Origin of the sequence: Pseudomonas caspiana (genome assembly GCF_040224095.2) — a bacterium.
Taxonomy (GTDB): domain Bacteria; phylum Pseudomonadota; class Gammaproteobacteria; order Pseudomonadales; family Pseudomonadaceae; genus Aquipseudomonas; species Aquipseudomonas caspiana.
Map to the genome: position 1 here is coordinate 1,577,922 of NZ_CP167995.1, position 24,918 is coordinate 1,602,839.

At 58.3% G+C, this 24,918-nt stretch carries 18 protein-coding genes and 1 pseudogene; 5 read left to right on the plus strand and 14 right to left on the minus strand.

Annotated elements, in window-relative coordinates:
- Window positions 1-54 precede the first annotated feature (54 nt).
- Window positions 55-1,371: a tRNA 5-hydroxyuridine modification protein YegQ gene (yegQ, locus tag ABRP31_RS07135; protein WP_349973743.1), complete on the minus strand. Its 1,317-nt coding sequence runs from the start codon at window positions 1,369-1,371 to the stop codon at window positions 55-57.
- 522 nt (window positions 1,372-1,893) lie between these two features.
- Here yegQ and nirB point away from each other — a divergent pair.
- The 4 genes from nirB to ABRP31_RS07155 all read left to right on the plus strand — a co-directional run bounded on the left by nirB (window position 1,894) and on the right by ABRP31_RS07155 (window position 9,030).
- Window positions 1,894-4,455, plus strand: a complete 2,562-nt coding sequence (gene nirB / locus ABRP31_RS07140; RefSeq protein WP_349973712.1) for a nitrite reductase large subunit NirB — start codon at window positions 1,894-1,896, stop codon at window positions 4,453-4,455.
- Complete coding sequence (nirD, locus tag ABRP31_RS07145) at window positions 4,455-4,841, plus strand: nitrite reductase small subunit NirD (RefSeq protein WP_349973714.1); 387 nt, start codon at window positions 4,455-4,457, stop codon at window positions 4,839-4,841. The genes nirB and nirD overlap by 1 nt, the downstream gene beginning before the upstream one ends.
- 59 nt (window positions 4,842-4,900) lie before the next feature.
- On the plus strand, window positions 4,901-6,529 hold the full coding sequence (locus tag ABRP31_RS07150) for a methyl-accepting chemotaxis protein (RefSeq protein ID WP_349973715.1): 1,629 nt from the start codon (window positions 4,901-4,903) through the stop codon (window positions 6,527-6,529).
- A 215-nt stretch (window positions 6,530-6,744) separates the two neighbouring features.
- A complete protein-coding gene (locus ABRP31_RS07155; protein ID WP_349973717.1) occupies window positions 6,745-9,030 on the plus strand; it encodes a molybdopterin guanine dinucleotide-containing S/N-oxide reductase in 2,286 nt (761 codons plus the stop codon).
- Window positions 9,031-9,241: 211 nt separating this feature from the next.
- Here ABRP31_RS07155 and ABRP31_RS07160 read toward each other — a convergent pair whose 3' ends face one another.
- Window positions 9,242-9,964: a FadR/GntR family transcriptional regulator gene (locus tag ABRP31_RS07160; RefSeq protein WP_372489340.1), complete on the minus strand. Its 723-nt coding sequence runs from the start codon at window positions 9,962-9,964 to the stop codon at window positions 9,242-9,244.
- 97 nt (window positions 9,965-10,061) lie between these two features.
- Between ABRP31_RS07160 and ABRP31_RS07165 the strand changes: the two genes are divergently transcribed.
- Window positions 10,062-10,805 (plus strand): FadR/GntR family transcriptional regulator, encoded by a 744-nt coding sequence (locus ABRP31_RS07165; RefSeq protein WP_087271095.1) that lies wholly within the window; start codon window positions 10,062-10,064, stop codon window positions 10,803-10,805.
- A 21-nt stretch (window positions 10,806-10,826) separates the two neighbouring features.
- Here ABRP31_RS07165 and ABRP31_RS07170 read toward each other — a convergent pair whose 3' ends face one another.
- The 12 genes and pseudogenes from ABRP31_RS07170 to ABRP31_RS07225 all read right to left on the minus strand — a co-directional run bounded on the left by ABRP31_RS07170 (window position 10,827) and on the right by ABRP31_RS07225 (window position 24,897).
- Window positions 10,827-11,552: an oligogalacturonate-specific porin KdgM family protein gene (locus tag ABRP31_RS07170; RefSeq protein WP_087271032.1), complete on the minus strand. Its 726-nt coding sequence runs from the start codon at window positions 11,550-11,552 to the stop codon at window positions 10,827-10,829.
- Window positions 11,553-11,664: 112 nt separating this feature from the next.
- On the minus strand, window positions 11,665-12,453 hold the full coding sequence (locus tag ABRP31_RS07175) for an ABC transporter ATP-binding protein (protein ID WP_349973718.1): 789 nt from the start codon (window positions 12,451-12,453) through the stop codon (window positions 11,665-11,667).
- Between the two features lie 10 nt (window positions 12,454-12,463).
- Window positions 12,464-13,318 (minus strand): ABC transporter ATP-binding protein, encoded by an 855-nt coding sequence (locus ABRP31_RS07180; RefSeq protein ID WP_349973720.1) that lies wholly within the window; start codon window positions 13,316-13,318, stop codon window positions 12,464-12,466.
- 238 nt (window positions 13,319-13,556) lie between these two features.
- Window positions 13,557-14,456 carry an ABC transporter permease gene (locus tag ABRP31_RS07185; RefSeq protein WP_349973722.1) on the minus strand — a complete coding sequence of 300 codons (900 nt, stop codon included), beginning with the start codon at window positions 14,454-14,456 and terminating at the stop codon, window positions 13,557-13,559.
- On the minus strand, window positions 14,456-15,493 hold the full coding sequence (locus ABRP31_RS07190) for an ABC transporter permease (protein ID WP_087271043.1): 1,038 nt from the start codon (window positions 15,491-15,493) through the stop codon (window positions 14,456-14,458). Before ABRP31_RS07190 ends, ABRP31_RS07185 begins: the two co-directional genes overlap by 1 nt.
- Window positions 15,494-15,529: 36 nt before the next feature.
- A complete protein-coding gene (locus ABRP31_RS07195; protein ID WP_349973723.1) occupies window positions 15,530-17,152 on the minus strand; it encodes an ABC transporter substrate-binding protein in 1,623 nt (540 codons plus the stop codon).
- A 75-nt stretch (window positions 17,153-17,227) separates the two neighbouring features.
- Entirely contained in the window at window positions 17,228-18,382 is a 1,155-nt protein-coding gene (locus ABRP31_RS07200) for a mandelate racemase family protein (RefSeq protein WP_087271049.1), read from the minus strand.
- Between the two features lie 289 nt (window positions 18,383-18,671).
- Complete coding sequence (locus tag ABRP31_RS07205; RefSeq protein ID WP_372489425.1) at window positions 18,672-19,544, minus strand: methyl-accepting chemotaxis protein; 873 nt, start codon at window positions 19,542-19,544, stop codon at window positions 18,672-18,674.
- A pseudogene (locus tag ABRP31_RS07210) lies at window positions 19,533-20,585 on the minus strand (methyl-accepting chemotaxis protein); the annotation flags it as partial. The pseudogene ABRP31_RS07210 and the gene ABRP31_RS07205, both read right to left, overlap by 12 nt.
- 559 nt (window positions 20,586-21,144) lie before the next feature.
- Entirely contained in the window at window positions 21,145-22,338 is a 1,194-nt protein-coding gene (locus ABRP31_RS07215; RefSeq protein ID WP_349973725.1) for an acyl-CoA dehydrogenase family protein, read from the minus strand.
- A 176-nt stretch (window positions 22,339-22,514) separates the two neighbouring features.
- Window positions 22,515-23,879, minus strand: coding sequence for an LLM class flavin-dependent oxidoreductase (locus ABRP31_RS07220; RefSeq protein ID WP_349973727.1), 1,365 nt, complete (start codon window positions 23,877-23,879; stop codon window positions 22,515-22,517).
- A gap of 37 nt (window positions 23,880-23,916) precedes the next feature.
- Window positions 23,917-24,897, minus strand: a complete 981-nt coding sequence (locus ABRP31_RS07225) for an ABC transporter substrate-binding protein (protein WP_349973729.1) — start codon at window positions 24,895-24,897, stop codon at window positions 23,917-23,919.
- Between the last annotated feature and the right edge of the window lie 21 nt (window positions 24,898-24,918).

A 24,918-nucleotide genomic window follows, 5' to 3' on the forward strand; every position in this document is an offset into this window, starting at 1 on the left:
ACCCCAATCCGAAAATCAGCGTGCAGCCGCTTCCAGCGCATCACCAAGCAAACCTTATTCCTCGCTCACATCCCGCATCAACAACCCGAATCTTAAATCCACTCCCTCGGGCACAGGGATGTAAACCGTATGGCCATCCCCCGGTGCAACGCCGATCGCTTCGCCTTCGAGGTTCTGCAAGTACCCCAGATCGAAGTGGAGGTTGCCGCCAGGCGTCATCAGTTCGAGGTTGTCGTCCAGATGGAAGCGGTTTTTGACTCGGACTTCAGCCAGTCCATTGCGTCTTTCGCCGGTCAGTTCGCCAACGAACTGCTGCTTCTCCGAAACTGAGCTGCCGTTCTGATAGTTCTGATATTCATCGTGCACATGCCTGCGCAGGAAGCCTTCGGTGTAGCCGCGTTGCGCCAGGGATTCCAGATCGCCCATCAGGCTGCGGTCGAATTCACGACCGGCTACCGCGTCGTCGATGGCGCGGCGGTAAACCTGAGTGGTACGCGCGCAATAGAAGTGGGATTTGGTTCGGCCTTCAATTTTCAGTGAGTGCACGCCCATTTGAGTCAGGCGGTCGACATGCTGCACAGCGCGCAGGTCTTTGGAGTTCATGATGTAAGTGCCGTGCTCATCCTCGAAGGCGGGCATCAGTTCGCCTGGGCGATTGGCTTCCTGCAGCAGAAACACCTGATCAGTCGGCGTGCCTTCGCCGAGTGTCGGTTCTGGCTGGAAGGTCTGCACAATGTCGCCGAGCTGATTTTCCGTCGCTTCCTGAGCTGAATATTTCCAGCGGCAGGCATTGGTGCAACTGCCCTGATTGGCGTCGCGCTTGTTGATGTAGCCCGACAGCAGGCAGCGCCCGGAGTAGGCCATGCACAGTGCTCCGTGGACAAAAACTTCCAGCTGCATGGTTGGCACTTGCTTGCGGATTTCGTCAATCTCTTCGAGCGACAGTTCGCGGGACAGGATGATTCGACTCACGCCCTGTAGCTGCCAGAATTCAACGCTGGCCCAGTTCACCGTATTGGCCTGCACCGACAAGTGAATCGGCATTTGCGGGAAGTGGCGACGGACCAGCATGATCAGGCCCGGATCGGACATGATCAGCGCATCTGGCGCCATGGCGATTACCGGTTCCAGATCTTTCAGGAAGGTCTTCAGCTTGGCGTTGTGCGGCGCGATGTTCACCACGACGTAGAAGCGTTTGCCCTGCGCGTGCGCTTCCTGAATACCTATCGCCAAAGTCGCGTGATCAAATTCGTTGTTGCGCACGCGCAGGCTATAGCGTGGCTGACCTGCGTAAACCGCATCGGCGCCATACGCGAAGGCGTACCGCATGTTTTTCAGGGTTCCGGCTGGGGCCAGCAGTTCAGGAGCCATTACGTCTGGAGCATGGCGAGTAGCAGTGGAGGGCGCAGCAGCAAGGTTTGGCATAGGGAGGCGTCGGTCACGAAATCGACGAGGGTAATCGACCTGGCTGAGGCTTTTATTGATCTGGATCCATGCTGGCCCATCCTTCAGGTAAAGAAGTTTCTGCACTCATATAAAGCCGATGGCGCTGTGTTTGCACCATGCGGAAGCGCTAGATGATGGGGCACGGCGTTTCGATAACCCTCTATACCCGCATCTACAGTCGGGTTTTACGCGGGTTTACCCGATTTGCACGCAGGCTGGCACAAACGCTGCATCACCCTCGTCAGGTCCACCGCGAATTTAGTCGAGTGGGCAGCCCCGTCGGTCAACGAAGATCGATCAGCCAACAAGGCCAGGGCAATAGAGGTGGATCGGGCATAGAGGCCAGGTTAACCACCAAACGAACAGGCAAAGGCGCCTGAAACCGCAAGGTTTCAGGCGCTTTTTTTTGCTTTTTATTCCGTGATTGGCTTTGGTCGGGTGCTATCCATGAACACCAATATTGATCCTTCGAACTCGCTGCAAACCCTGATCGTGATCGGCAATGGCATGGTCGGACACCACTGTGTCGAGCAGTTGATCGCCGGTGGCGCACTGCAACACTATCAATTGCACGTGTTCGGCGAAGAGCAGATGCGTGCCTATGACCGGGTGCATCTGTCCGAGTATTTCACCGGCCGCGATGCAGAGTCGTTGGCGCTTTCCGATGCTGCGCTGTATCAGACGCCCGGCGTCACGCTGCACCTGGGCACTCAAGTGCTGGAAATTGACCGCGAAGGTCACACCATCATCACCGCCACCGGCAGCTTGCATTACGACAAGCTGGTGCTGGCCACCGGTTCCTACCCGTTTGTGCCGCCGATTGAAGGCGCTCATGGTGATTCGCGCCTGGTTTACCGCACCCTCGAAGATCTGGATGCGATCCGCACTGCGGCCACCAATGCCATTCGTGGCGTAGTGGTTGGCGGTGGTTTGCTGGGGCTGGAAGCGGCGAATGCCCTGAAAAGCCTGGGTCTCGAAGCGCACGTCGTAGAGTTCGCGCCGCGCCTGATGCCGGTGCAGCTGGACGAGCAGGGCGGTATTGCCCTCAAGGATCGTATCGAGCAACTCGGCGTTGGTGTGCATCTGGCCCGAGGCACGCAGTCGATCACTGCGGGTGAGGAGTACCGCTATCGGATGAACTTCGGCAACGACGAGTTCCTCGAAACCGACCTCATCGTGTTCTCGGCGGGGATTCGTGCGCAGGATGCGCTGGCCCGCCAATGTGGTCTGGAGATTGGCCCGCGTGGCGGCATTAGTATTGACGGCCAGTGCCTGAGCAGCGATCCGGATATCTACGCGATTGGTGAATGTGCGGCCTGGAACGGCAGTATCTTTGGCCTGGTCGCGCCGGGTTACCAGATGGCGCGCGCTGTGGCGACGACGTTGTGCGGCGGCGAAGCGGATCCGTTCATGGGCGCCGACATGTCCACCAAGCTGAAGCTTTTGGGTGTCGATGTTGGCTCCATTGGTGATGCTCACGGCCACACGCCGGGTTCGCGCAGCTATCAATTCATCGATCAGACCACTGCCAGCTACCGCCGTCTGGTGGTCGATGCGTCGGGCAAGCATGTGATTGGCGCAGTGTTGGTGGGTGACAACAGCTACTACGACACGCTGCTGCAATACATGCAGAACGCGATCGCGCTGCCAGCGGAACCTGCCAGCCTGATCTTGCCGAGCTCTTCTGGCGCACCAACCCTGGGCCCGGCGTCTTTGCCGGAAACCGCGACCATTTGTTCGTGCCACAACGTCACCAAGGGCGCGATCTGCTCGGCCATTGATGGCGGTTGTACCGATTTGGGCGTGCTCAAGTCCGAGACCAAAGCCTGCACCGGCTGCGGTGGTTGCGCGGCCTTGCTGAAAACCGTGTTTGAACACGAACTGATTGCCCGTGGCGTCAGCGTCGATAAAAGCCTGTGCGAACATTTCGCCTACACCCGTCAAGAGTTGTACGCACTGGTGCGGGTTGAAGGTGTACTGACGTTCGAAGAACTGCTCGCCAAGCATGGCCGTGGGCATACCGGTTGCGATATCTGCAAACCGGCCGTGGGTTCGATTCTGGCGTCGTGCTGGAACCAGCCAATCATGGATGCATCGCTGGTGCCTTTGCAGGACACCAACGACACCTTCATGGCCAACATGCAGAAGAACGGCACTTACTCCGTTGTGCCGCGCATTGCCGGTGGCGAAATCACGGCCGACAAACTGATTGCCATCGGCGTCGTCGCCAAGAAATACGACCTGTACACCAAGATCACTGGCGGCCAGCGTATCGACCTGTTTGGTGCGCAACTGCATGAGTTGCCGGACATTTGGTCGGAGCTGATCGAGGCCGGTTTCGAGACTGGCCACGCATATGGCAAGTCGACCCGAACGGTGAAGTCCTGCGTCGGCAGCACCTGGTGTCGTTACGGCGTGCAGGACAGCGTGCAAATGGCCCTGACCATCGAGGATCGTTACAAAGGTTTACGCTCCCCGCACAAGCTCAAGTTCGCGGTCTCCGGTTGCACAAGGGAGTGTGCTGAAGCACAAAGCAAAGACGTCGGCGTGATTGCCACCGAGAAGGGCTGGAACCTCTACATCTCCGGTAACGGGGGCATGCGTCCGCGCCATGCAGAGCTGTTCGCCACCGATCTGGATGATGAAACCCTGATCCGCTACATCGACCGTTTCCTGATGTTCTACATTCGTACCGCCGACAAACTGCAGCGTACTTCGGTGTGGCGCGAAAGCCTTGAGGGCGGCCTGGATTACCTCAAAGACGTGATCATCAACGACAGCCTCGGGTTGGGCGCAGAGCTGGAAGCGCAGATGCAACTGGTGGTCGATCGCTACGAATGCGAATGGGCCAACACCCTCAAGAGCCCGGAAAAACTCAAGCGCTTCCGTACCTTCGTCAACGACAAGCGCGCTGATCCGGACATTCATTTCGTCGAAGAACGCGGCCAGCGTCGTCCGGCCACGGCTGCTGAATTGAAACTTATTCCTGTCGTCGAGGAGGCACTCTGATGAGCCTGGCAACTATCGAACGTGGCGAATTCCAACCGACTCAAAACCTGAATGCCGCGTGGCATACGGTTTGCACTCGAGAAGATCTGGTGACCAACTCAGGCGTAGTGGTCTGGCTGGACGGCGCGCAGGTTGCGCTGTTCTACCTGCCGGACGCCGAGAACGGTCAGCTTTACGCGGTGGACAATCGCGATCCGCAGTCGGGCGTTAACGTTATCGGTCGTGGATTGATCGGCAGCATCAAGGGGGATCTGGTGATTGCCTCGCCGCTGTACAAGCAACACTTTCGTTTAAAGGATGGTAGCTGTCTGGAGTATCCGGAACAGCGCTTGCGGGTCTGGCCCGTGCGTTTTGATGGTCAGGACGTACAGCTCGCAGTGGAGTGAGTTTCCTGCCCGGCGGTTTCAGGCGCCGGGCAGTTGTCTGAACATGGAGCAGTAAAGAAATGGCCAAACTGAGTACCGCTAAACGGATTGTCATCGGCTTCGCAATTGCTCCTTTGGCCTTGGCTGGCATGGTTCTCTATGCCTTGCAGGACATGGCGACACTCAAGGATCAGGCGGTGGTCATCGTCAAGGAAGACTGGCCGAAAATCGCGCCCATGATGGTCATCGCCACCGGGGTGCGCGATAACGGCAAGAACACCCGCGACCTGCTGCTCAATAAAGAAAACCAGCAAACCCATGACGCCATTGATGCCACTAAAAAGCGCATCAGTCAGGCGTTCGAGACGCTTGAGCCGTTGCTTTACACGCCGGAAGGCAAAAGCGGTTATCAGGCCCTGAAGAAAAATCGCGAGGCTTATGTTGCGGCGTTCGTTCAGGTGCAAGCCCTGATCAAACAAGGCGCAACCGATGCGGCGATGACCCAGTTGCAGCAGAAAGTGATTCCCGCCGAGCAGGAAGTCTATAAAAGCCTGGATGAATTGATGGCGTTGCAGGGGCGGGTTTTCGCTGAGCGCGAGCAAGTTGCGCAAAGTTTGTACAGCGATGCGCAACGTAATCTCCTGGCCCTGCTGTTGGCGTGCATCGCACTGATGGTGGCCGCAGCGGTAATCGTTACGCGCAGCGTGATTCGCCCATTGGGTGGTGAGCCTGATGATGCGGCGCGGATCTTGAGTCGGATTTCACAGGGTGACCTGACGATTGCCGTGCCGTTGCGCTCCGGTGACGGCGGCAGCCTGATGATGAACATGCGTGACATGCAGCAGAACCTCAATGAAATGGTTCGTGGCATTGCCGGTTCGGTGGATCGCGTAGCCAGTTCATCCGAGCAACTGAGTGCGGTCAGTAGCCAGACCAGTAATAGCTTGCAAGCCCAAGGGCTGGAAATCGAACAGGCAGCGGCGGCGGTCAATCAGATGACAGCAGCCGTTGATGAAGTGGCACGCAACGCGGTCAGTACCAGTGAGGCGTCTCGCGAGTCCGAACAAACCGCTCAGCGCGGCCGGCAACAGGTTCAGGAAACCGTGGCATCGATCAGTGCGCTGGCCGATGGTGTCACCGACACTTCCGGGCGTATTCAGCAGTTGGCCGGACGGGTGCAGGACATCAGTGGCGTGCTGGATGTGATCCGCAGCATTGCCGAACAAACCAACCTGCTGGCGCTGAACGCGGCGATTGAGGCGGCGCGCGCAGGGGATGCCGGACGAGGTTTTGCGGTGGTGGCTGACGAGGTACGAGCGCTGGCGCATCGCACACAGGTCTCGACGCAAGAAATCGAACAGATGATCGGCAACATCCGGCTCGACACCGGTCAGGCCGTATCGGCAATGCAAAGCAGCAGCGAGCTGGTACAAGCCACACTTTTGATCGCCAGGCGCTCGGGGGATGCCCTTGAGGAAATCACCCGCTCTATCTCGCAGATCAATGAGCGCAACATGATGATTGCCAGTGCCACTGAGGAGCAGGCATTGGTGGCGCGAGAGGTGGATCGTAATCTGGTGGGCATTCGCAACTTGTCGAATCAGGTGCTACAAGGTGCGCAACACACCAACACCGCCGGGCATGAACTGGCGCAGATGGCGGGAACGCTGCATCAGACCGTGGCCAGGTTCAAGATTCAGGCGGGGTGATGCCAAACACCGAATCCTGTAGGAGCGCACGAGCACCGCGATGGCGTCCTGGCTGATACACCGCCATCGCGGCCTTGCGGTGCTCATGCGATCCCACAAGTTATGTTGTTGTCTTTGCATATAAACCCATTCTAAAAATGAATTTAGGGACTAAAGACCTCGATGTTATGGTTTAAGCCGTTTGAGTGCGGGTTACACCACAGGAGTACTGGATCATGAGTTTCACTTCGCTGCACTGGGGGGCTTACCGCCCGCAAGTCGTCGATGGCGAACTGCGGGCGTTGGTCCCGGTGGAGTGGGACAGCGATCCGTCGCCCATCGGTGATTCAGTGGCCGCAGCGGTGACATCGCCCACGCGCATTCGACGGCCCGCGGTGCGGCGCTCTTTTCTTGAGCGGCAGCTCGACGGCCAAGGCGGCAGCCCACAGTTACGTGGGCAGGAGCCCTTCGTCGAAGTCTCCTGGGATGTCGCGCTGGAGTTGGTTGCCAAAGAACTGCAACGGGTCAAATCCGAACACGGCAACCAAGCGATTTTTGGCGGCAGCTACGGTTGGGGCAGTGCCGGACGCTTTCATCATGCGCAAAGCCAGCTGCACCGTTTCCTCAATGGGTTTGGCGGTTACGTGGCCAGCGTCGACAGCTACAGCCTGGGCGCCGGGCGCGTGTTGATGCCACACATCGTCGGCAACATGGACTGGCTGTTGGCGGCGCACACCTCATGGAAAAACCTTGCTCAACATTGCGAGCTGTTTGTCGCTTTTGGCGGTTTGCCTGCCAAAAATGCCCAGACCAGCCCCGGTGGCGCCAGCGATCACTTGCTGGCCAGCGCCCTGCAAGACATGTCCGCAGCGGGTGTGGAGTTCGTCAACGTCAGCCCGCTGCGGGATGATCTGGTGGGGCCTGCGAGCAACGAATGGTTGCCGGTGCGTCCGGGCAGCGATACCGCCCTGATGATGGCTTTGGCTTACGTATTGGTCACCGAAGGCCTGCACAACGAAGACTTTGTGCAGCGTTATGCGGTGGGCTATGAGCGCTTCCGTGATTACTTGCTCGGCCTTGACGATGGTCAGCCTAAAAGCCCTGACTGGGCGCAGGCCCTGACGGATATTCCGGCTGCGCAAATTACCGATCTGGCGAGACGCATGGCCAGCAAGCGCACGATGATCAATGTCGCCTATTCCTTGCAGCGTTCGGTGCATGGCGAGCAACCGTTCTGGATGACCGTGACGTTGGCTGCGCTGTTGGGGCAGATCGGTTTGCCCGGTGGAGGCTTCGGTCTTGGCTACGGTTGCATGAACAATACCGGTAGCGGTCGCAAGGCGTTTTCCGGGCCGCGTTTTTCCCAAGGCCAGAACCCCGTCAAAGACTTTATACCTGTGGCGCGGGTCGTCGATATGCTGCTCAACCCCGGCGCGGCGTTCGATTACAACGGCCAGCAACGGCATTACCCGGATATCCGTCTGGTGTACTGGGCGGGCGGCAATATCTTTCACCACCACCAGGACCTCAATCGCCTGCTAAACGCCTGGCAGCGCCCGGAAACCATCGTCGTCCACGAGCAGTTCTGGACCGCCCAGGCCAAATACGCCGACATTGTGCTGCCCGCCACGACGGCGCTGGAGCGTAACGATATCGGCAGTTCGGCCTCGGATCGCTTCATGATCGCCATGCAGCAGGCGATCGAGCCGGTGGGCGAATCTCGAGACGATTACGCGATTCTGGCCGGGCTTTCCGAGCGGTTGGGTTTTGCCGACAGCTTCACCGAGGGCCGCGATGCATCGGGCTGGTTGCGGCACATTTACGAAGAGTCTCGGGGCAGGGCGGGTGAGTTTGGCATCCAGTTGCCGGATTATGATCAGTTCTGGCGTGATGGTTTATTCGAAGTCGAGTATCCGGAGCTGGATACGGTGTTGCTGCAAGACTTCCGCAAGGACCCGGACGCTCATCCGTTGCCAACACTGTCGGGGCGTATCGAAATTTTTTCCGAGCGCATCGCCAGGTTTGGTTATACCGACTGCCCCGGACACCCGGTCTGGCTGGACAAGCCTGCCGCCGACTATCCGCTGCATCTGTTATCCAACCAACCGAAAACCCGTCTGCACAGCCAATACGATCACGGCAGTTACAGCCGCGCATCAAAGATTCAACAGCGCGAACCGCTGACGCTCAATGCTGAAGATGCGCGGGCACGGGGTATCAGCGACGGTGACGTGGTCAAGGTCTTCAATGACCGTGGAGCGTTCCTGGCCGGGGTCATTGTCTCGGATAACATACGCCCCGGCGTGGTCCAGATCGCCACCGGCGCGTGGTTCGATCCGTTAGTGCATGGCGAGCCCGGTAGTCTGGAAAAACACGGCAACCCGAACATGATTACTCAGGATGTCGGCTCATCAAGCCTGTCCCAAGGCTGCTCGGCGCAAACGGCGACGGTGGAGATCGCGAAGTGGGAAGGGGCGTTGCCGGAAGTCACGGCGTTCGAGCCGCCGATGATGGTGTTATAAGGGACGATGGGGTCCTCCGGTTGGAACGCTTTCCCCTGTGGGAGCTGAGCTTGCTCGCGATAAACGATGACGCGGTCTGCCTAAAACACCGAAATCCCGCAGCGCTTGCATCGCGGGCAAGCCCTGCTCCCACAAAGATCCTTCCGCGCCTGCTCGACCGTGTTGACCGCCGACCAGCCCCACAGGGTCTGCATTGCAATTCAATTAAGCATTAATTCTGATACCGACTCTGCCGCAAGCGCTCCAGACTATTGCTCAGATGCAAGCGCATCGCCGCCCGCGCCGCATCGCGATCCTGATGGGCAATCGCCGCAAAGATCTGCTCGTGTTCGCGACGCAGGATCTCCAGATAGTCCGGCGAGTGGGCGTTGCTGAGCTGCACTCTTGAACGCGGGATGATGCTGCTGCCCAGTTGCTCCATCACGTCGGTGAAGAAGCTGTTAGCGGTGCACAGCGATATCTGATGATGAAATTCGAAATCGGCAAGCGCGGTGTCGCTGCCCGGCGGGCAGGCATTGAGCGTGTCGAGTGCCTGGCGGATCGCCTGCAGTTGCTCCGGCGTGCGCCGCTCGGCCGCCAGCGCGGCGGACTCCACTTCCAGGCTCTGACGCAGCTCAATGATCGCGATGGCATCGCGCAGCGTGCCGCTGGTGCGCTCGTCGACCTGGAAATCATTGGGGCGACTGGCATCCACCACAAAGGTGCCGATGCCGTGCCGGGTTTCCACCAGCCCTTCGGCCTGCAGCCTGGACATGGCCTCGCGAACCACCGTGCGGCTGACGCCTTTCTCCTGAATGATCACCTGCTCGGTGGGCAGTTTTTCCCCGGCCTTGATCTCGCCCTCACGGATTCTGCGCGAGAAGTCATTGACCAATTGCTGAGCCAGGCTGGTACGCCGATCCGGGGTTGCAGGAGGGATTTCCATGTCACTCATTCAAGTTTCCATTGGGCCGCAGAGTATAACCTCAGCCAGCTGCCACGCTGGCGCCAGCTGGCACTATAATGTCGGTTCTTCGAAAACGAGTCAGCCCATGTCGGACCCAGACCTTTCGTCCCAGAAAAAACACAGACGTTTAGCCGAGACCCTGGTTGATCGCTTTGCCCAGCGCATGCGCGATGGCGTGCTCAAGCGTGGTGAAAAACTGCCTCCCGAGCTGCATATCATGGAGGCCGAGGGCGTCAGCCGCACGGTGGTGCGCGATGCGTTGTCGCGCATGCAAGCGGCGGGGCTTGTGGAAACCCGTCACGGGGTAGGCACCTTTGTTCTGGACATGCCTGCGCCTGCCGGTTTTGTGATTGGCCCGGCGACCATCGCGACCTTGCCTGACGTGCTGAATCTGCTGGAGTTTCGTTTGAGTCTGGAAGTCGAAGCAGCGGGCATGGCTGCACAACGGCGTACCCCCGAAGCTCTGCTGGAAATCAAGCAGGCGCTGGATGCCTTGCTCGAAGGGCCGCAGAAGTCCGGGACCACGATCAATGCCGATTTCCAGTTCCACCTGAAAATCGCCAAGGCATCGGGCAACACTTACCTGATCGACATCATGAAGCACCTGGGCACCAAGCTGATTCCACGCACCCGGATGAATTCGGCCTACACCGGGCAAAGTGATCGCACGGCGTATCTGGCCGGGATCAATGCCGAGCACCGGCAGATTTATCTGGCGATTGCCGCCGGAAATGTGGATGCGGCGCGTTCGGCCATGTACTTGCACCTGAACAGCAGCCGCATCCGTTTGCATCAAACCCAGGCAAGCCAGGAGTTATACAGCAACTAGCGTTTAACGAGCGCCGGGTAGTTACAGGAAGTTGTATTGCACGCCGACCCGTAGACGTAATTGACGTTTGTCATCAGCACTGTCGACCTTTATATCGCCGACTTCGAAGAACGGCACCCAGCGTTTATCGATCTTGTATTTGAATACGGCGTTCTGCTCATAGTCAGTTTTACCGTTGTCGTAGCGAATATAGTCGGCATCGAAATAGGTGAACTGATATTCATAAGCCCATTTACTGTTTTGCGGGGCATAGTTGAGCCAGACGTCATAACGGTTGATGCTCTGGTTGTCCATCGCGTTGTCGGGCATGTCCTCATTGATCTTGTCCCGATCCAGCTTGATGGAGTCATAGCGATAGCGCGCCGAGGCATTCAAGGTGTCGCTGATGCGGTAGGTGGCTTTCAGGCCGACTTTGTAGGCGGTGGATTTTTCGATGCTTTCCAGCGCAATAGAAGGGGTCAGCATCCAGTCTGCATTGAGTTTGTATTGGTAAGTCATACCCAGTTCGTGACCGTTGCCCACGGTATTGTCAAAAGCAACGTCCTGCCGGTCACCGGCCGTCTTGTATTTAAGTTCACCTTCAAACCCCAAACCGTTATCAAGCCGCGTACCAAACTTGACCCGGTCCGAGTGCATTCGCGTACTTTCCGCATATTGATGTCGATAATTGACGTAGCCACTGTCGGCCATGGCCAGCGTGGAGGTCAGCAGTGCAGCAAACGTGATCATTGCTTGGGTAGTTTTCATGTTTTTTATTCTTGTTAAATGAAATGGAAGGTTTTATTCACAGCAGATTTCGGGCAGCCGGGTTCCTCGGCAGAAATGCCGAAGTACGCGACGGGTTAAAACTCCAGTGGTCTTACAGCGCCAGGCAGGCGACCGGTTGTTCGATGTTATGGGTGTTCATGTCGCGACTCGCCTGAACCAACAGACGGGTGTATGCGTGTTGCGCCTCATGTCGAGCCAGTTCGCCCGTGTCGAGAATCTCAACGATCTTGCCGCCTTGCATCACCGCCACCTGCTCGCACAGGTGGGCAACGACCGCCAGGTCATGCGTCACCATCAGGTACGTCAGGCCCTGTTCGCGGCGCAGGTCGGCGAGCAGGTTGAGGATTTCCGCCTGCACTGAAACATCCAGTGCCGAGGTCGGCTCGTCCAGCAGCAGAACCCTGGGTTCGAGGATCAACGCCCGGGCAATCGCTACCCGTTGGCGCTGCCCACCTGACAGTTGATGCGGATGGCGGAAGCGAAAGCTGTCATTGAGGCCCACCTTGCGCAGAATCTCGCTGACCCGCTCATCACGGTCGCCGATGCGGTGAATAACCAGCGGCTCCTTGAGCGCCGAGTCAATGGTGTGCCGCGGATGCAACGAGGCATAGGGGTCCTGAAAGACCATCTGCACCGTTCGATAATGCTCGGCATCCAGCTTGCGCTGCACCTGTTGGCCGTTGACCTGCAGGGCTCCGGTCCAGTGCTGGTATTGCCCGGCAAGACAGCGCAGTACGGTGGTTTTGCCTGAGCCGGATTCGCCCACCAGGCCGAACGCCTGACCTTGTTCGACGCGCAGGTTGACGTCATGCAGCACCTGATTGAGCGCCGGACCCGTACCGAAACTGAGGTTGAGTGATTGGACTTCGATCATCGCCATGGGAAATACCTCAATGAGTCAGCCAGAGGGGATCGCGCTGGAGCACCGGCAGGTTACTGCGCGGAAAGTCCAGGCTCGGCAACGCGGCAAGCAGCCCGCGCGTATAGGGATGCTCGGCTCTGGCGAGGTCGGCGGCTTCCAGTGATTCCATGACCCGTCCGGCATACATCACCAGGACCCTGTCGCAGAAGTGCTGCACCAGATTCAGGTCGTGGCTGATGAACAGCAGGCCCAAGTCCCGTTCACTCACCAGTTCTTCGAGAATGTTCAGCACCTGACGGCGTACCGAGACGTCCAGCGCCGAGGTGGGCTCGTCGGCGATGATTACTTGTGGATCGGTGATGACCATCATCGCGATCATGATCCGCTGGCCCATGCCACCGGAGACTTCATGCGGGTAGAGCTGATAGACCCGCTGCGGGTCGCGGATATGCACCTTGGCGAGCATGTCCAGCGCACGCTCTTTGGCTTCCTGATGCGACACCTTGTGGTGGGCCAGATACGCCTCGGCGATCTGCTCACCGACCTTCACCACCGGGTTCAGCGAGTATTTCGGGTCTTGCATGATCATCGACATGCGACGGCCGCGAACGCCCTGCATTTGTTTCTCGCTGGCGCTGAGCAGGTCGATGTCGTCAAATCGCAAGGTCTTGGCGGTGATGCGCGCAGTTGCCGGATGCAGGCGCAGCAGGGCGCGGCCGACTGTGGACTTACCCGAGCCGGACTCGCCGACAATCGCCAGCTTTTCCCTGCCCAGATTGAACGACACGCCTTGCACAGCCAGAGTGGTCTTGCCTGCGTTGGTGAACTCGACGCGTAGGTCGTCTACGACGAGCTTGCTCTGTGATGCGGATAACTGAGACATGGCTGTTACCTCTTATTGATTTTTAATACTTTTCTGTAGGAGCTCACGAGCATCGCGAGGCAGCGATGGCGTCTTGTCTGATGCACCGCTATCGCGGCCTCGCGGTGCTCGTGCGCTCCTACAGGTTCGGTGTTTAACATGCAATTTTTCAGGTTGCCCCGATCCTATAGGCGCTCACTGAGGTTACGAGGCCAGCGATGGCGGTGTGTCAGGCAAACCGTTATCGCTCGTGTTGCTGTTATTCATTACGCGGATCCAGCACGTCGCGCAGTCCATCACCTAGCAGGTTGAACGCCAGACTGACCAGCATGATCGTCGCGCCGGGTGCTGCCACAAGCCACCAGCTTTCCAGCATGTAACGCCGACCGCTGGAGATCATCGCGCCCCATTCCGGCAGCGGCGCCTGCGCGCCCAGACCGAGAAAACCCAGTGCCGCAGCGGTAAGGATGATGCTGGCCATGTTCATGGTCAGGCGGATGATCACTGACGACAGGCACATGGGGATGATGTGTCGACCGATGATGCGCAGCGGCGAGCCGCCTTGCAGTTTCACGGCGACAACAAAGTCGGCATTACGCAGCGACAGGGTTTCAGCTCGGGCCAGGCGCGCAATCGGTGGCCAGGCGGTGAGGGCAATCGCGATTACCGCATGCTCCAGGCCGGGGCCAAGCGCGGCGATAAAGGCCAAGGCCAGCACCAGGCTCGGGAACGAGATGAAGATGTCGGTGATGCGCATGAACAGGCTGTCGACCCAGCCACCGAAATAGCCGGACACCGTGCCGATCAACAGGCCGATAGGGCCGACGATCACTGTCACCAACAACACGATGTACAGGGTGATGCGCGAGCCATGAACCAGTCGGCTGAACACATCGCGGCCGTACTCATCCGTGCCGAACCAGTGGGCCGCGCCTGGCGCTTGCAAGGCGCGGGTCAGGTCTTGTTGCAGCGGATCATGGCTGGCGATCCAGGGTGCGAACAGCGCAACGATCATCAGCACTGAAATCACGGTCAGCCCGGCTAGCGTCATCGGGTTGCGCAACAGAAAGCGCATCATGCGCGCCGCGCTGCCGGTCAGGGCCGCCAGACTTGAAGCGGGTACTGTCGCTGCCATAGGGGTAGCTTGAGAAGTCGTCATCAGCGGGTTCTCGGGTCGAAGACTTTATAAAGGGCGTCGCTGATCTGGTTCAGGGCGACAAATATCAGCCCGATCAACAGCACGCACGCCATCACCGCATTCATGTCGCCCAGCAGCAGGCTGCTGGTCAGGTACTGGCCGAAACCGGGCCAGGCAAATACCGTCTCGATCAATACCGCGCCTTCAAGCAATCCGCCGTAGGCGAGAGCGACGATGGTCAGCAGTTGCACCCGGATATTGCGGAACGCATGCCCCCAGACAATCCGCCGCTGGGAAAGGCCCTTGACCCGCGCCGTGATGATGTATTCCTGAGACAGCTGTTCGAGCATGAAGCTGCGGGTCATGCGGCTGATGTACGCCACCGAATTGAAGCTGAGGATGATCGCGGGCAACAGGATGTGCCGCAGGGCGCTGCGAAACGCCTCCCAGTCGCCGGACAGTGCGGTGTCGATCAGCAGCAAGCCGGTACGTGTCGGGATCAGACCGTCGTAAGCCAGACCAATGCGTCCCACACCACCGGCCCAACCCAGCCAGGCGTAGAACACCAGAAAAGCCATCATGCCCAGCCAGAAGATCGGCGTTGAGTAACCGAACAGGGTGAACAGCCGGGCGATATGGTCGCCGGCGCGGCCCTGATGAGTTGCCGCATATACGCCCAGCGGTAACCCGGCCACAACACCGAAGACGATAGCCAGCGTGGCCAGTTCGAGGGTGGCGGGGAACACCCGTGCAATGTCTTCGATGACCGGGTGACCCGTCAGCAGCGCGTTGCCAAAATTGCCGTGCAGCAAGTCGTTGAGGTAGCCACCAAATTGCACCCAAAGCGGCTTGTCGAGCCCCAGCTCTTTGTAGGCCTGGGCATAGGTCGACGCGTCAGCGTCCGGGCCGACGATGGCCAGCACCGGGTCCAGCGGCATGACCCGACCGATGAAGAACGTGAGCAGCAACAGGCCGAACAGCGTCGCCAGCACTGAACCGCTACGCCGGGTCGTGCCAGCCATGCGGCTGCCCCACAATGAAACAGATGCACTCGTCATAAGAATTCCTGCCTTGCGAAAGCGACTGAGTCCGGATCAACGTTGTTTGTAGACGTCGTGCAGGCGTGTCGTGGCGGCGCTGTGGCCGATGTAGTCACGCACGTCGGCATGCACCACAACCTCGTCGGTCATTTGCGAAATCGGCATGATCGCGCCGACCTGCTGGTCGTACAGGGTCTGAATGCGCTGATAGAGCGCCAGTTGGCGTTGTGCATCGCGTTCCTGTTCGGCCTGCTCGATCAGTTGATTGAGTTCGGCGCTGTAGAACGAAGTGCGCCAGCCCTGAAAGTTACTCAGCTTGGCTGCTTCGCGGTTATCCGGGTTGTAGACCAGTGCTCGCAGGCTGGAATGAGGATGACGTTCGGCCCCGCCACCTCCGCGCCCGACCAGAATGTCGAAGCGCCGGTCACGCATGGCGCCGTAAATCTGGTTGCCGGTGCCGGTAATGATTGTGGCGCGGATACCGGCCTGAGCCAGGGTGGATTGCAGGCTGGTGGCGATATTGATGAAGGGTGAATCGGTCAGTGAGCGCAGGGTAATCGTGAAGCCTTTTTCATGCCCGGCTTCCGCCAGCAGACGTTTGGCTTCCTGCACATTCAGGCGATAACCTGGGTCATCCAGGCGCGCCGCCAGACCCAGTTGCAGCGGGCGCTGGTTGGCTACGCCGTAGTGGGGCATGACCACGTCATTGATGCCCTGATAGTCGATCAGCAGACGTATCGCCTTGCGCACCCGGATGTCCTGAAACAGCGGTTGCTCCATGCTCAGCGCAATGTAGTAAATAGTCCCGCGAGCGATGGTCTGCACATTGACTTCAGGGGAGCGGGTCAGGGCTTTGATGTCGGTAGCGGCCATGCCTCGGGCGACGTCCAGATCGCCGCGTTCGACCATCAGGCGCAGGGCCTGGGATTCGGTCATGTTGCGCATGATCACTCGACGCATTTTCGCCGGACCGCGCCAGTAATTATCGAAACGCGTCATCAGGATCACGTCGTTGGCGCGCCAGACGTCCAGCTTGAAAGCGCCGGAGCCTGCGGTGTGCGTCGTCAGCCATGCCGCGCCCTGGTCTTCGCCCTGGGCATGTTGCATAGCGGTATGGCGGTCGATCACAAAGGCGCTCGGCGAAGTTGCCAGTGTGTTGAGCACCAGCAGCGGATCGGTCGGCCGTGGCAGGTCGAGGACGAATGTCAGCGGGTCTTCGGCACGCATCAGTTGCGCGACGTTCTGCGCGGTGTAGCCGTAAGCTTTCCAGGTCGAAGCCAGCGCGCGATTAAGGGTGACGACCCGTTGCAGTGACCAGGCGACATCCTGTGCGGTCAGTGGCTGGCCGGAATGGAAGGTCACGCCGGGGCGCAGGTGAAAGGTGATACGCATGCGGTCTGCGCTGACTTCCCAGCGTTCGGCCAGCGCAGGAATCAGCGTATCGGGCGCGCTGGCATCCTGTTCGAGCAGCATGTCGTAGACGTTGGAATTGACCTCGGACACTTCAAGGCCAGTAGCAGCGGCAGGGTCCAGAGAGAGCAGGTTGATCATGCTCATGCCGACCACCAGTTGATCAACCGGCGTTTCACCGCGCGCCATACCGGGCGGGGTGTGCAGAAGCGTCGCAGTCAGCGCCACGCACAGTAACTGGCGCAGGCGCGAAGGCCAGAGTTTCATAGGGCAGTCCTTTCTTATATTTATTAAGACTCTTGTGCCAGAGGCGCTCATGTCGCCTCTGTGCGGTGCCGCCTGTCAGTAACGCTGGTGCGTGTTGGCCTCGATGTAGTGGAAATTGATGTCTTCACCCAGGCCTGGGCGGTCCGACAAATGCACGTAGCCTTCATCATCCATGGGGTCGACCAGCGTGTTCAGATAAGCCGGAACCTGCTCGTAATCCAGGAACGGGTGCAGCAGACCGCGCTCGTACCAGCGGCAGTTGCTGATGGCTCCAATCACTTGCAGGTTGGCTGCGCCGTTACCGTGAACCTCGCAATCCATGCCGAACGCTTCGGCCATGTGCGCGACTTTCAGGCACGGGCTGATACCGCCTACACCGGCAACCCCGGCGCGCAGAATATCGCAGGATCTGGATGTCACCCAGCTCGCACGGCTGTGATATTTGCCGTCGATGCTTTCAGGACCGAGCACCGGGATGTCGAGGTTGGCGGCCAGCCAGGCATAAGACTCGGCCGAGTCTTCGATCATGGGTTCTTCGAACCAGGCGAAGTCGAGCTTCTGCAGTTCGCGGCCGATGTACAGCGCATCGACGCGGCTGTACCAGTGATAGCCGTCGAGCATCAGCGCGATGTCCGGGCCGACCGCTTCGCGCACTGCGGCGCAGGCTTTTACGTCCATGCGCGGGTTTGGCGCGAAGGAAATCGGTGGCATCCAGGTGTGCAGCTTGATGGCCTTGTAGCCGCGAGCGACCAGTTTTTCGGCGAACTGGCCGTATTCATCCGGAGTGGAAAGGCCGCCTGGCAAATCGTCGCCACACATGGTTGAGCCGTAGGCCAACACCTTGTCGCGATAACCCCCGAGCAGTTTGTAGACCGGTTGTTTGAGCACGCGCCCGGCCAGATCCCAGAGTGCCTGTTCGACCAGTGCCAGTGCGCGGTCAGTCAGTTGGCTGGCGCTGCCGCGTTGCCAGTGAGCGAGTTCCTGCCAGATTTTTTCGCGGTTCATCGGGTTCTGCCCGATCAGCACTTTCTTCACGAAGGATTCGATGATGTGCGGACGAATCAGCTCTGGAGCGCCGAAGGAATAACCTTCGCTGCCGTCGTCACACGCGATGCGCAACATGGCCAGATTGACCGGTTTTTCTTCGCCAGGATGAGCATGGCCTGCGCTATCGACGGCGCGACGCGACGGATGGGAAAAGACCTCGACACTGATACGGGTGATTTTCATGGAGAGCTTGCCTTGGATATTGTGATTATTAGGTGGCTTTGCTGTATGTCGTCATACAACGATGGGGCGATTATTTTCCCGCTGGGTCGGGTCTGTCAATCGGTTTGTGCGGATTTATGGGGCGTATGGAGGTTTCGAGGGGAGAGGGGTGGTTCTTTTTGTCGAGAGGATGTATCTAAAGTCGTCATACTTCGTAAGAGGCGAAGCAGGATTGGTTTTGAAAGCAAATGCCCTTGAGGAAGCCGAGCAAGCTCAGCTCCCACAAGTCATACAGGCATGGCCAAAAGGGTCAAATCTTAAACTGGCTGACCATCGTTTGTAGCTGGACACTCAGGCGGGCCAGTTCAACGCTGGATGACGCAGTCTCCTCGCTGGCGGCGGCTGTTTGTTCCGAGATGTCGCGGACATTGAGTACGCTGCGATTGATCTCTTCGGTAACGGCGCTCTGCTGTTCCGCAGCCGCTGCGATCTGTTGGTTCATGGACTCGATTTCAGACACCGAACGGCTGATGCTATTCAATGACGTGCCCGCCTTGCGAGTCAGCTCAACAGTACTGTCTGTCAGGCTCCGACTGTTATCCAGAATCGTTGCCACTCTGTCGGTTCCTTTATGCAGTCCGTGAATCAGGCTGGCTATTTCCTCGGTGGACGTTTGAGTGCGTTGAGCAAGACTCCTTACTTCATCCGCGACCACCGCAAACCCACGGCCTGCTTCGCCTGCGCGGGCCGCTTCAATCGCAGCGTTGAGCGCCAGCAGATTGGTTTGCTCCGCAACGGCTTTGATAACATCCAGGACGCCACCGATCTTGTCGCTTTCGCGCTTAAGGTCATCCATGGCTGTTTTTGAATGGCTCACTTCAACTGCCAGGCTTTCAATCTGGGTCACCGCCTGGGCGACAATCACATCCCCCTCACGGGCTTCTCTGGACGCATTGACTGCCGCGTTGGAAGCCTGCTCGGCATTACGGGCGACCTCCTGGACCGTGGCGCCCATCTCGTGCATCGCTGTAGCGACTTGATCCGTTTCGGATTTTTGGCTCTGGACCCCGGTACTCGTTTGTTCGGTCACTGCAGACAGTTGTTCGGCAGCGCTTGCGATCTGCACGACACCGTCCTTGAGCCCACTGATCAAGCCTTTTAGCTTGACGGTCATTTTCTGCATGCTGTTTTCAAGTCGGCCCAGTTCGTCTTGACGATCGGTAACCTGGTCATGAGTGAGATCGCCGTCGGCAACGCGTTCAGCGAGACCCAATGTCTTCAGCAGAGGAGCGACTATCAGGCGAGTAATAATCCAGGCCGCGAGGGTGCTGACAATCAATGCGATAACCAGACCGATGATGAGCAAGTCGCGAGATTGAGCCAGATCCTCCAGGCGCAGGGTTGTCTGGTTTTTTGTCAGTTCGTCGGCCGCTGCGAACAGGATTTTTATGTCTTTGGAAATATTGGCCTGGGACTCGGTGATTTTTGCCTGAGCATCAGAAAACTGCTGCACGGTACTTTGATAAGCCTTGAGCGACGTGTCGATACTTTGAAGCGTCTCTGCCGGTAGTCCTGATCCTTTCAGGCTTTCGACGAAGCGTATGACTTCAGCTATCGATTCCTTGCCCTGCCGCTCAGCGTCTGCATTCAACGTATACGTGTAACCCCTGACATCAAAGCGCATGCGCTGAAACAAGGCACGTGCACGTGTCACGCTGTCACGCATGGCGGTATCGCCCGTTTCGGCGTTGGCGAAGGCGCTTAAGCGTTCAAGGCTTTTAGCGGCTTCATCGGCATGTTTGCCAAATACGTCCCGTGTTGCCTCTCGTGCTCCGGTGGCCTGTACCACGGCAGTGTATTGGACACGATAGTCTTTCAATCCATCACTGGCGGAGTTGATGTGAGGGACATTGAGTGGGGAACTGAACATCGGACGAGCGTATTCGAGGTGCCGGTCCAGACTGTCCACGGCTTTTAACCAACTGGCGGCTCGCTCAGCATCAGGTGTGATGATGTAGGCCAGTCGTTCAATGCGTATATCTCTGGTCAGGGAGCCGAGTTTGCCAATGTCATCGATTCTCTGGCTTCGTTCGCCCATTTCCTTGATGCCCGACCAACCTACTCCGGCGATAAGTACGGTGAGCAGCATGACCATGCCAAAGCCCAGCGCAAGCTTGGTATGAACGGCTATATTCGAAAGCCCGCGATGTATCATTTTCAGCATGAATAATGCTCCGAGTATCTTTAGAAATACGGTATGAGGCTGCTCCTTGCCAATAATCCAGTTGGAGTTTTATCGGTGGTGGTTTGGGAAACTTTAATGCGGGCTCGACAACTTTCAGGTTCCAGGCGTAAATATTTAATGCGCGCAGATGTACATTTTAAAGTTCAATGAGTTCAATTTTTTTTGAATTATTTTTTTTGCCGCCAGGCCGCGCCTGCTCTAGCTCGGCGCTACAGGCCCGTAAGGAGATTCAATTATCAAAATTTTATAAGTTGTACGATAACTGATAATAAGGGGAGGCTCTATAAGTGGGATAGAAAATAGTAATGGTTTGAAACAAACCAAACTTGGTCGGAACTTTTAGAGTGTGTCGGTATTTCAATTGCAGCTGATAACCCGTTTTAGTCGTAAATGAATTGAACTGTGAATAACCTTTAACCTGGTCAATTGAGGGCTTGCCCCTCCGAGCACTGATTGAACCGCTCTTGCGGTCTTCAGGGGATAGGCAAACCCTGCGGTGCTCTATCAAGGTAGCAAGCAGACGCAGAACAGCTCCTACCTAACGCGTCGCTTTTTCTCGCTCCGCAAACACCACTTTGCCTACGCCGATCAGCGTCACGTCATTCTGCGGCGTGTGAATCCGTGCGCAGAGCACGTTGCGCAAATGGCGTTGCAGCGGATTGCTGCGTGACAGGCCGGGGTTGCCTGCTGCTTCGACAGCCAACTCCACGGCGCGAATGGCGTTGGTCGTCACCAGGTATTTGATCTGTGCCGCATGCGCTGCCGGGGTCAGGCCAGTGGCAGCCGATTGCAACAGGCTGTGGTTGTTGAACAACAGGGTATCGATCTCGCCAACCACTTCCTGAAAGCGCGGCAGGGTCGATAACGCAGCGCCAAGGTTGGACGGTTTGCGTTCTTCCAGCCACTGCACAAACCAGTTACGCGCCGAGCGGGCGACACCGTCGTAAACCGAGGACAGCAAGACCGACATCCACATGAGGCCTGCCGGATCGAGTTCTGCCTGAGGCGCGCTCCATGGACTGACGCTGACAGCGTTTTCCAGCGGCACCAAGACGTCTTCAAAGATCACTTCATGGCTGCACGTGGCACGCATGCCGAGGTGATCCCAATCTTCGACGATTCGAATGCCTGGCGTGTCCCTGTGCACCAGCCAGCCCCCCACTAAAGGATCGGCGTCGTCGCTGCGTGCCCAGACGTTGTACCAGGTCAGGCCATGGCTGCCGGTGGAGTAGATTTTGCTGCCGCTGATGCGCCAGCCTTCGGCGGTACGTCGTGCCGTAGTCGCAGGCAGGCCGCCGCGAGCGGGTGTGCCAAGATCGGGTTCGACTCGCAAGGAATTAATCAACGCGCCGTCACGGACCGCGTCTTTCGCCACTTGCAGGCGCAGATGCCGGGGCCAGTTTTTGCTCTGCTGCAGGCGCGCATGCTGGATGTATTGCATGACCAGAATCAACGCTGTGGACGGCTCACCCTGAGCAACGGCGCTGATGGTTTGCAGCGCTTTGGGCAAGTCCGCACCGCCGCCGCCCAGATCAGCGGGTACAGTCAGGCTCAGCAGTCCATGCTCGTGCAGCAGGCGGAAGTTTTCGTGGGGGAACTCGCCACTGGCGTCATAGCGCTCGGCAGTTGCGGCCAGGGCTGCAGTGATCGACGCCAGCCGGGCGGTGAAAGCCTCGGCGGACTCGACGTCGCTGGCGCTGGTGGCGACGGGGCGAAGGGGCAGTGCGCTCATTGATGGGGTTTCCTTTTACTTACAATCCTGAATGTTGCGCAATGCCTGAAGAGGTGAAGCATTTGCATGCTGGCTCAAATCCCTGTGGGAGCTGGGCTTGCCCGCGATGCATGTGTCGCAACTCGCAGGCAGACCGAGTTATCGTTTATCGCGGGCAAGCCCAGCTCCCACAAAAATTAAGCCAGCTCAGCTTCTTCCTGCTGCGCATAGCGGTTTTCCGGCACTTGCAGGTTGAAGTGCTCGCGCAAGGTCGAGCCGCTGTACTCACTGCGGAACAAGCCGCGTGCCTGCAGGACCGGGACCACTAGTTCGGCGAAGTACTGCAAGCCATCCGGCAGTACCGAGTTGATGATGAAACCATCGGCCGCTTCGTGTTCGAACCACGTCTGAATGGTGTCGGCAACCTGCTCGGCAGTGCCGACGAATTCGCGGCGTGGCCGGGAGAAGAACAACGCCACTTCGCGCAGCGTCAGGCCTTCATCTTTGGCCAGTTGTTTGATCCGGTCCGAACCGCCTTTCTGGCTGTTGGAGCCCAGGTCGCCCAACTCCGGGAACGGCGCGTCGAGCGGGTATTGGCTGAAGTCGTGATCATTGAACGGACGGCCCAGCGCGACGATGGCGTCTTCGATGCTCACCAGTTCCACGGCCTGTTGATAACGGCTTTCAACTTCTGCTTCATCGCGGCCGACGATAGGGCGGATGCCCGGCAGAATCGACAAGTCCAATGGATTGCGCCCAAAGCCCACCGCACGTTTTTTCAGATCCCGGTAGTAAGCCTGGGCCTCTTCCAGTGACTCGGCATGGACGAAGATCGCATCTGAATATTCGGCTGCGAAGTTGCGTCCGTCCTCGGATGTTCCTGCCTGGAAAATCAGCGGATGGCCTTGTTTCGAGCGGGCGATATTCAGCGGGCCTTTGACCGAGAAAAACTCGCCTTTGTGATTCAGCGCGTGCAACTTGCCGGGCGTGAAAAACTCGCCGGTTTTTTTGTTGCGGGCGAAGGCGTCGTCCTCCCAGGAATCCCACAAGCCTTTGACCACTGACACGTGTTCCTTGGCAATGCGGTAGCGAACCGGATGCGGCGGGTGTTCGCCTTTGCTGAAGTTATCAGCAGTACCGCTGAGCCAGGACGTCACGACGTTCCAGCCAGCGCGGCCACCGCTGATGTGATCCAGCGAAGAAATCTGTCGCGCCACCTGAAACGGTTCGGTGTAGCTCACGGTGACGGTGGCGACGAGGCCGATGTTCTCCGTGGTCGCTGCCAGCGCCGAGAGAATGGTCAGCGGTTCGAAGCGGTTGAGGTAATGCGGGCTGGATTTCTCGTGGATGTGCAGGCTGTCGGCGATGAACACGAAATCAAACTTGGCCGCTTCTGCCAGTTTTGTCTGCTGTTTGTAGAAGCCGAAATTGACGCTGGCATCTGCCAGTGCGTTCGGATGGCGCCATTCGCCCCAGCCGTGACCGACGCCGTGGACCATTGCGCCTAGCTTCAATTGACGTGGCTCTTTTTGACGTAGCTCTTTTTGACGAGGCTTACTCATGAGCGTGCTCCGGAATCTGAAAGGGTTTGTCTGAGGATTAATGAGCGGCTGTTTGCACAACCTGAGCACGCGAAGCATTGAAGCTTTTGTCGAAGCCTTTTGAGACGTCGATCGATTTGGTCAGGATGCCTTCCTGTTGGTAAATGTCAGCGGTGGCTTGCAGGCCCTTGATCACGTTGTCGTCGATTTCTACGCGGTTCATTTTGGTGGCGTTGGCAATTTCCAGATGAACCTCGATCGGCAGGCCGGTGATCGCAGCCTGAGCCTTGGCGTACTCGGCGGGGTGGGTGTTGCTCCACAGATAGGCGCGCTCAACCCGCGCAACGAAGTCGTCCAGCTGCACGCGCTTCTCAGCGATCGCTTTGCTGGTCGCGGCCAGATACAGGTGATTGCTCAACAGCTCGCTGCCGCTGACCAGGACGCGGTCTTGGCTCTGGGTGGTAGCGACCGTGGTGTACGGATCCCAAGTGGCCCAGGCATCAGCACCACCGCTGGACAGCAGAATGCGCGACTCACCCGGCAGCAGGTTGATGAAGGTGACATCGCTGGTTTTCAGGCCCGCCTGACGCAAGGCCCTGATTGCCAGATAGTGGCCGATAGAGCCGCGGCCGGTGACGATGCGCTTGCCCTTGAGGTCGGCGACGGTCTTGATCGGTGAGTCTTTGGGGACCAGCAGGGCGGTGGTAAAACGGCCTTCGGCGTGAGTAATGCTGACCACTTTCAAAGGTGCGCCGGCACCCAGGGCAAAGACGTAAGGCGCATCGCCCAACGCCCCGATATCTACGGCACCGGCGTTCAACGCTTCACCCAAAGGTGCTGCGGAAGGGAATTCGGAAAATTTGATTTCGTAAGGAACGTTCTTCAGTTCGCCTGAGACTTGCAGCAGCGCTTTGATCGTGGATTTCTGATTGGCGACCAGCAGCGGTTCCAGATCGGCGGCCATAGCGTGTTGGCCGAGGGCTACGCTCAGCAGCGCGCCCAGCAGCAGTTTCTTGAATGGAAAGGTGTTAAGCAGCATGGGTGCATCTCCAGGCTAAGA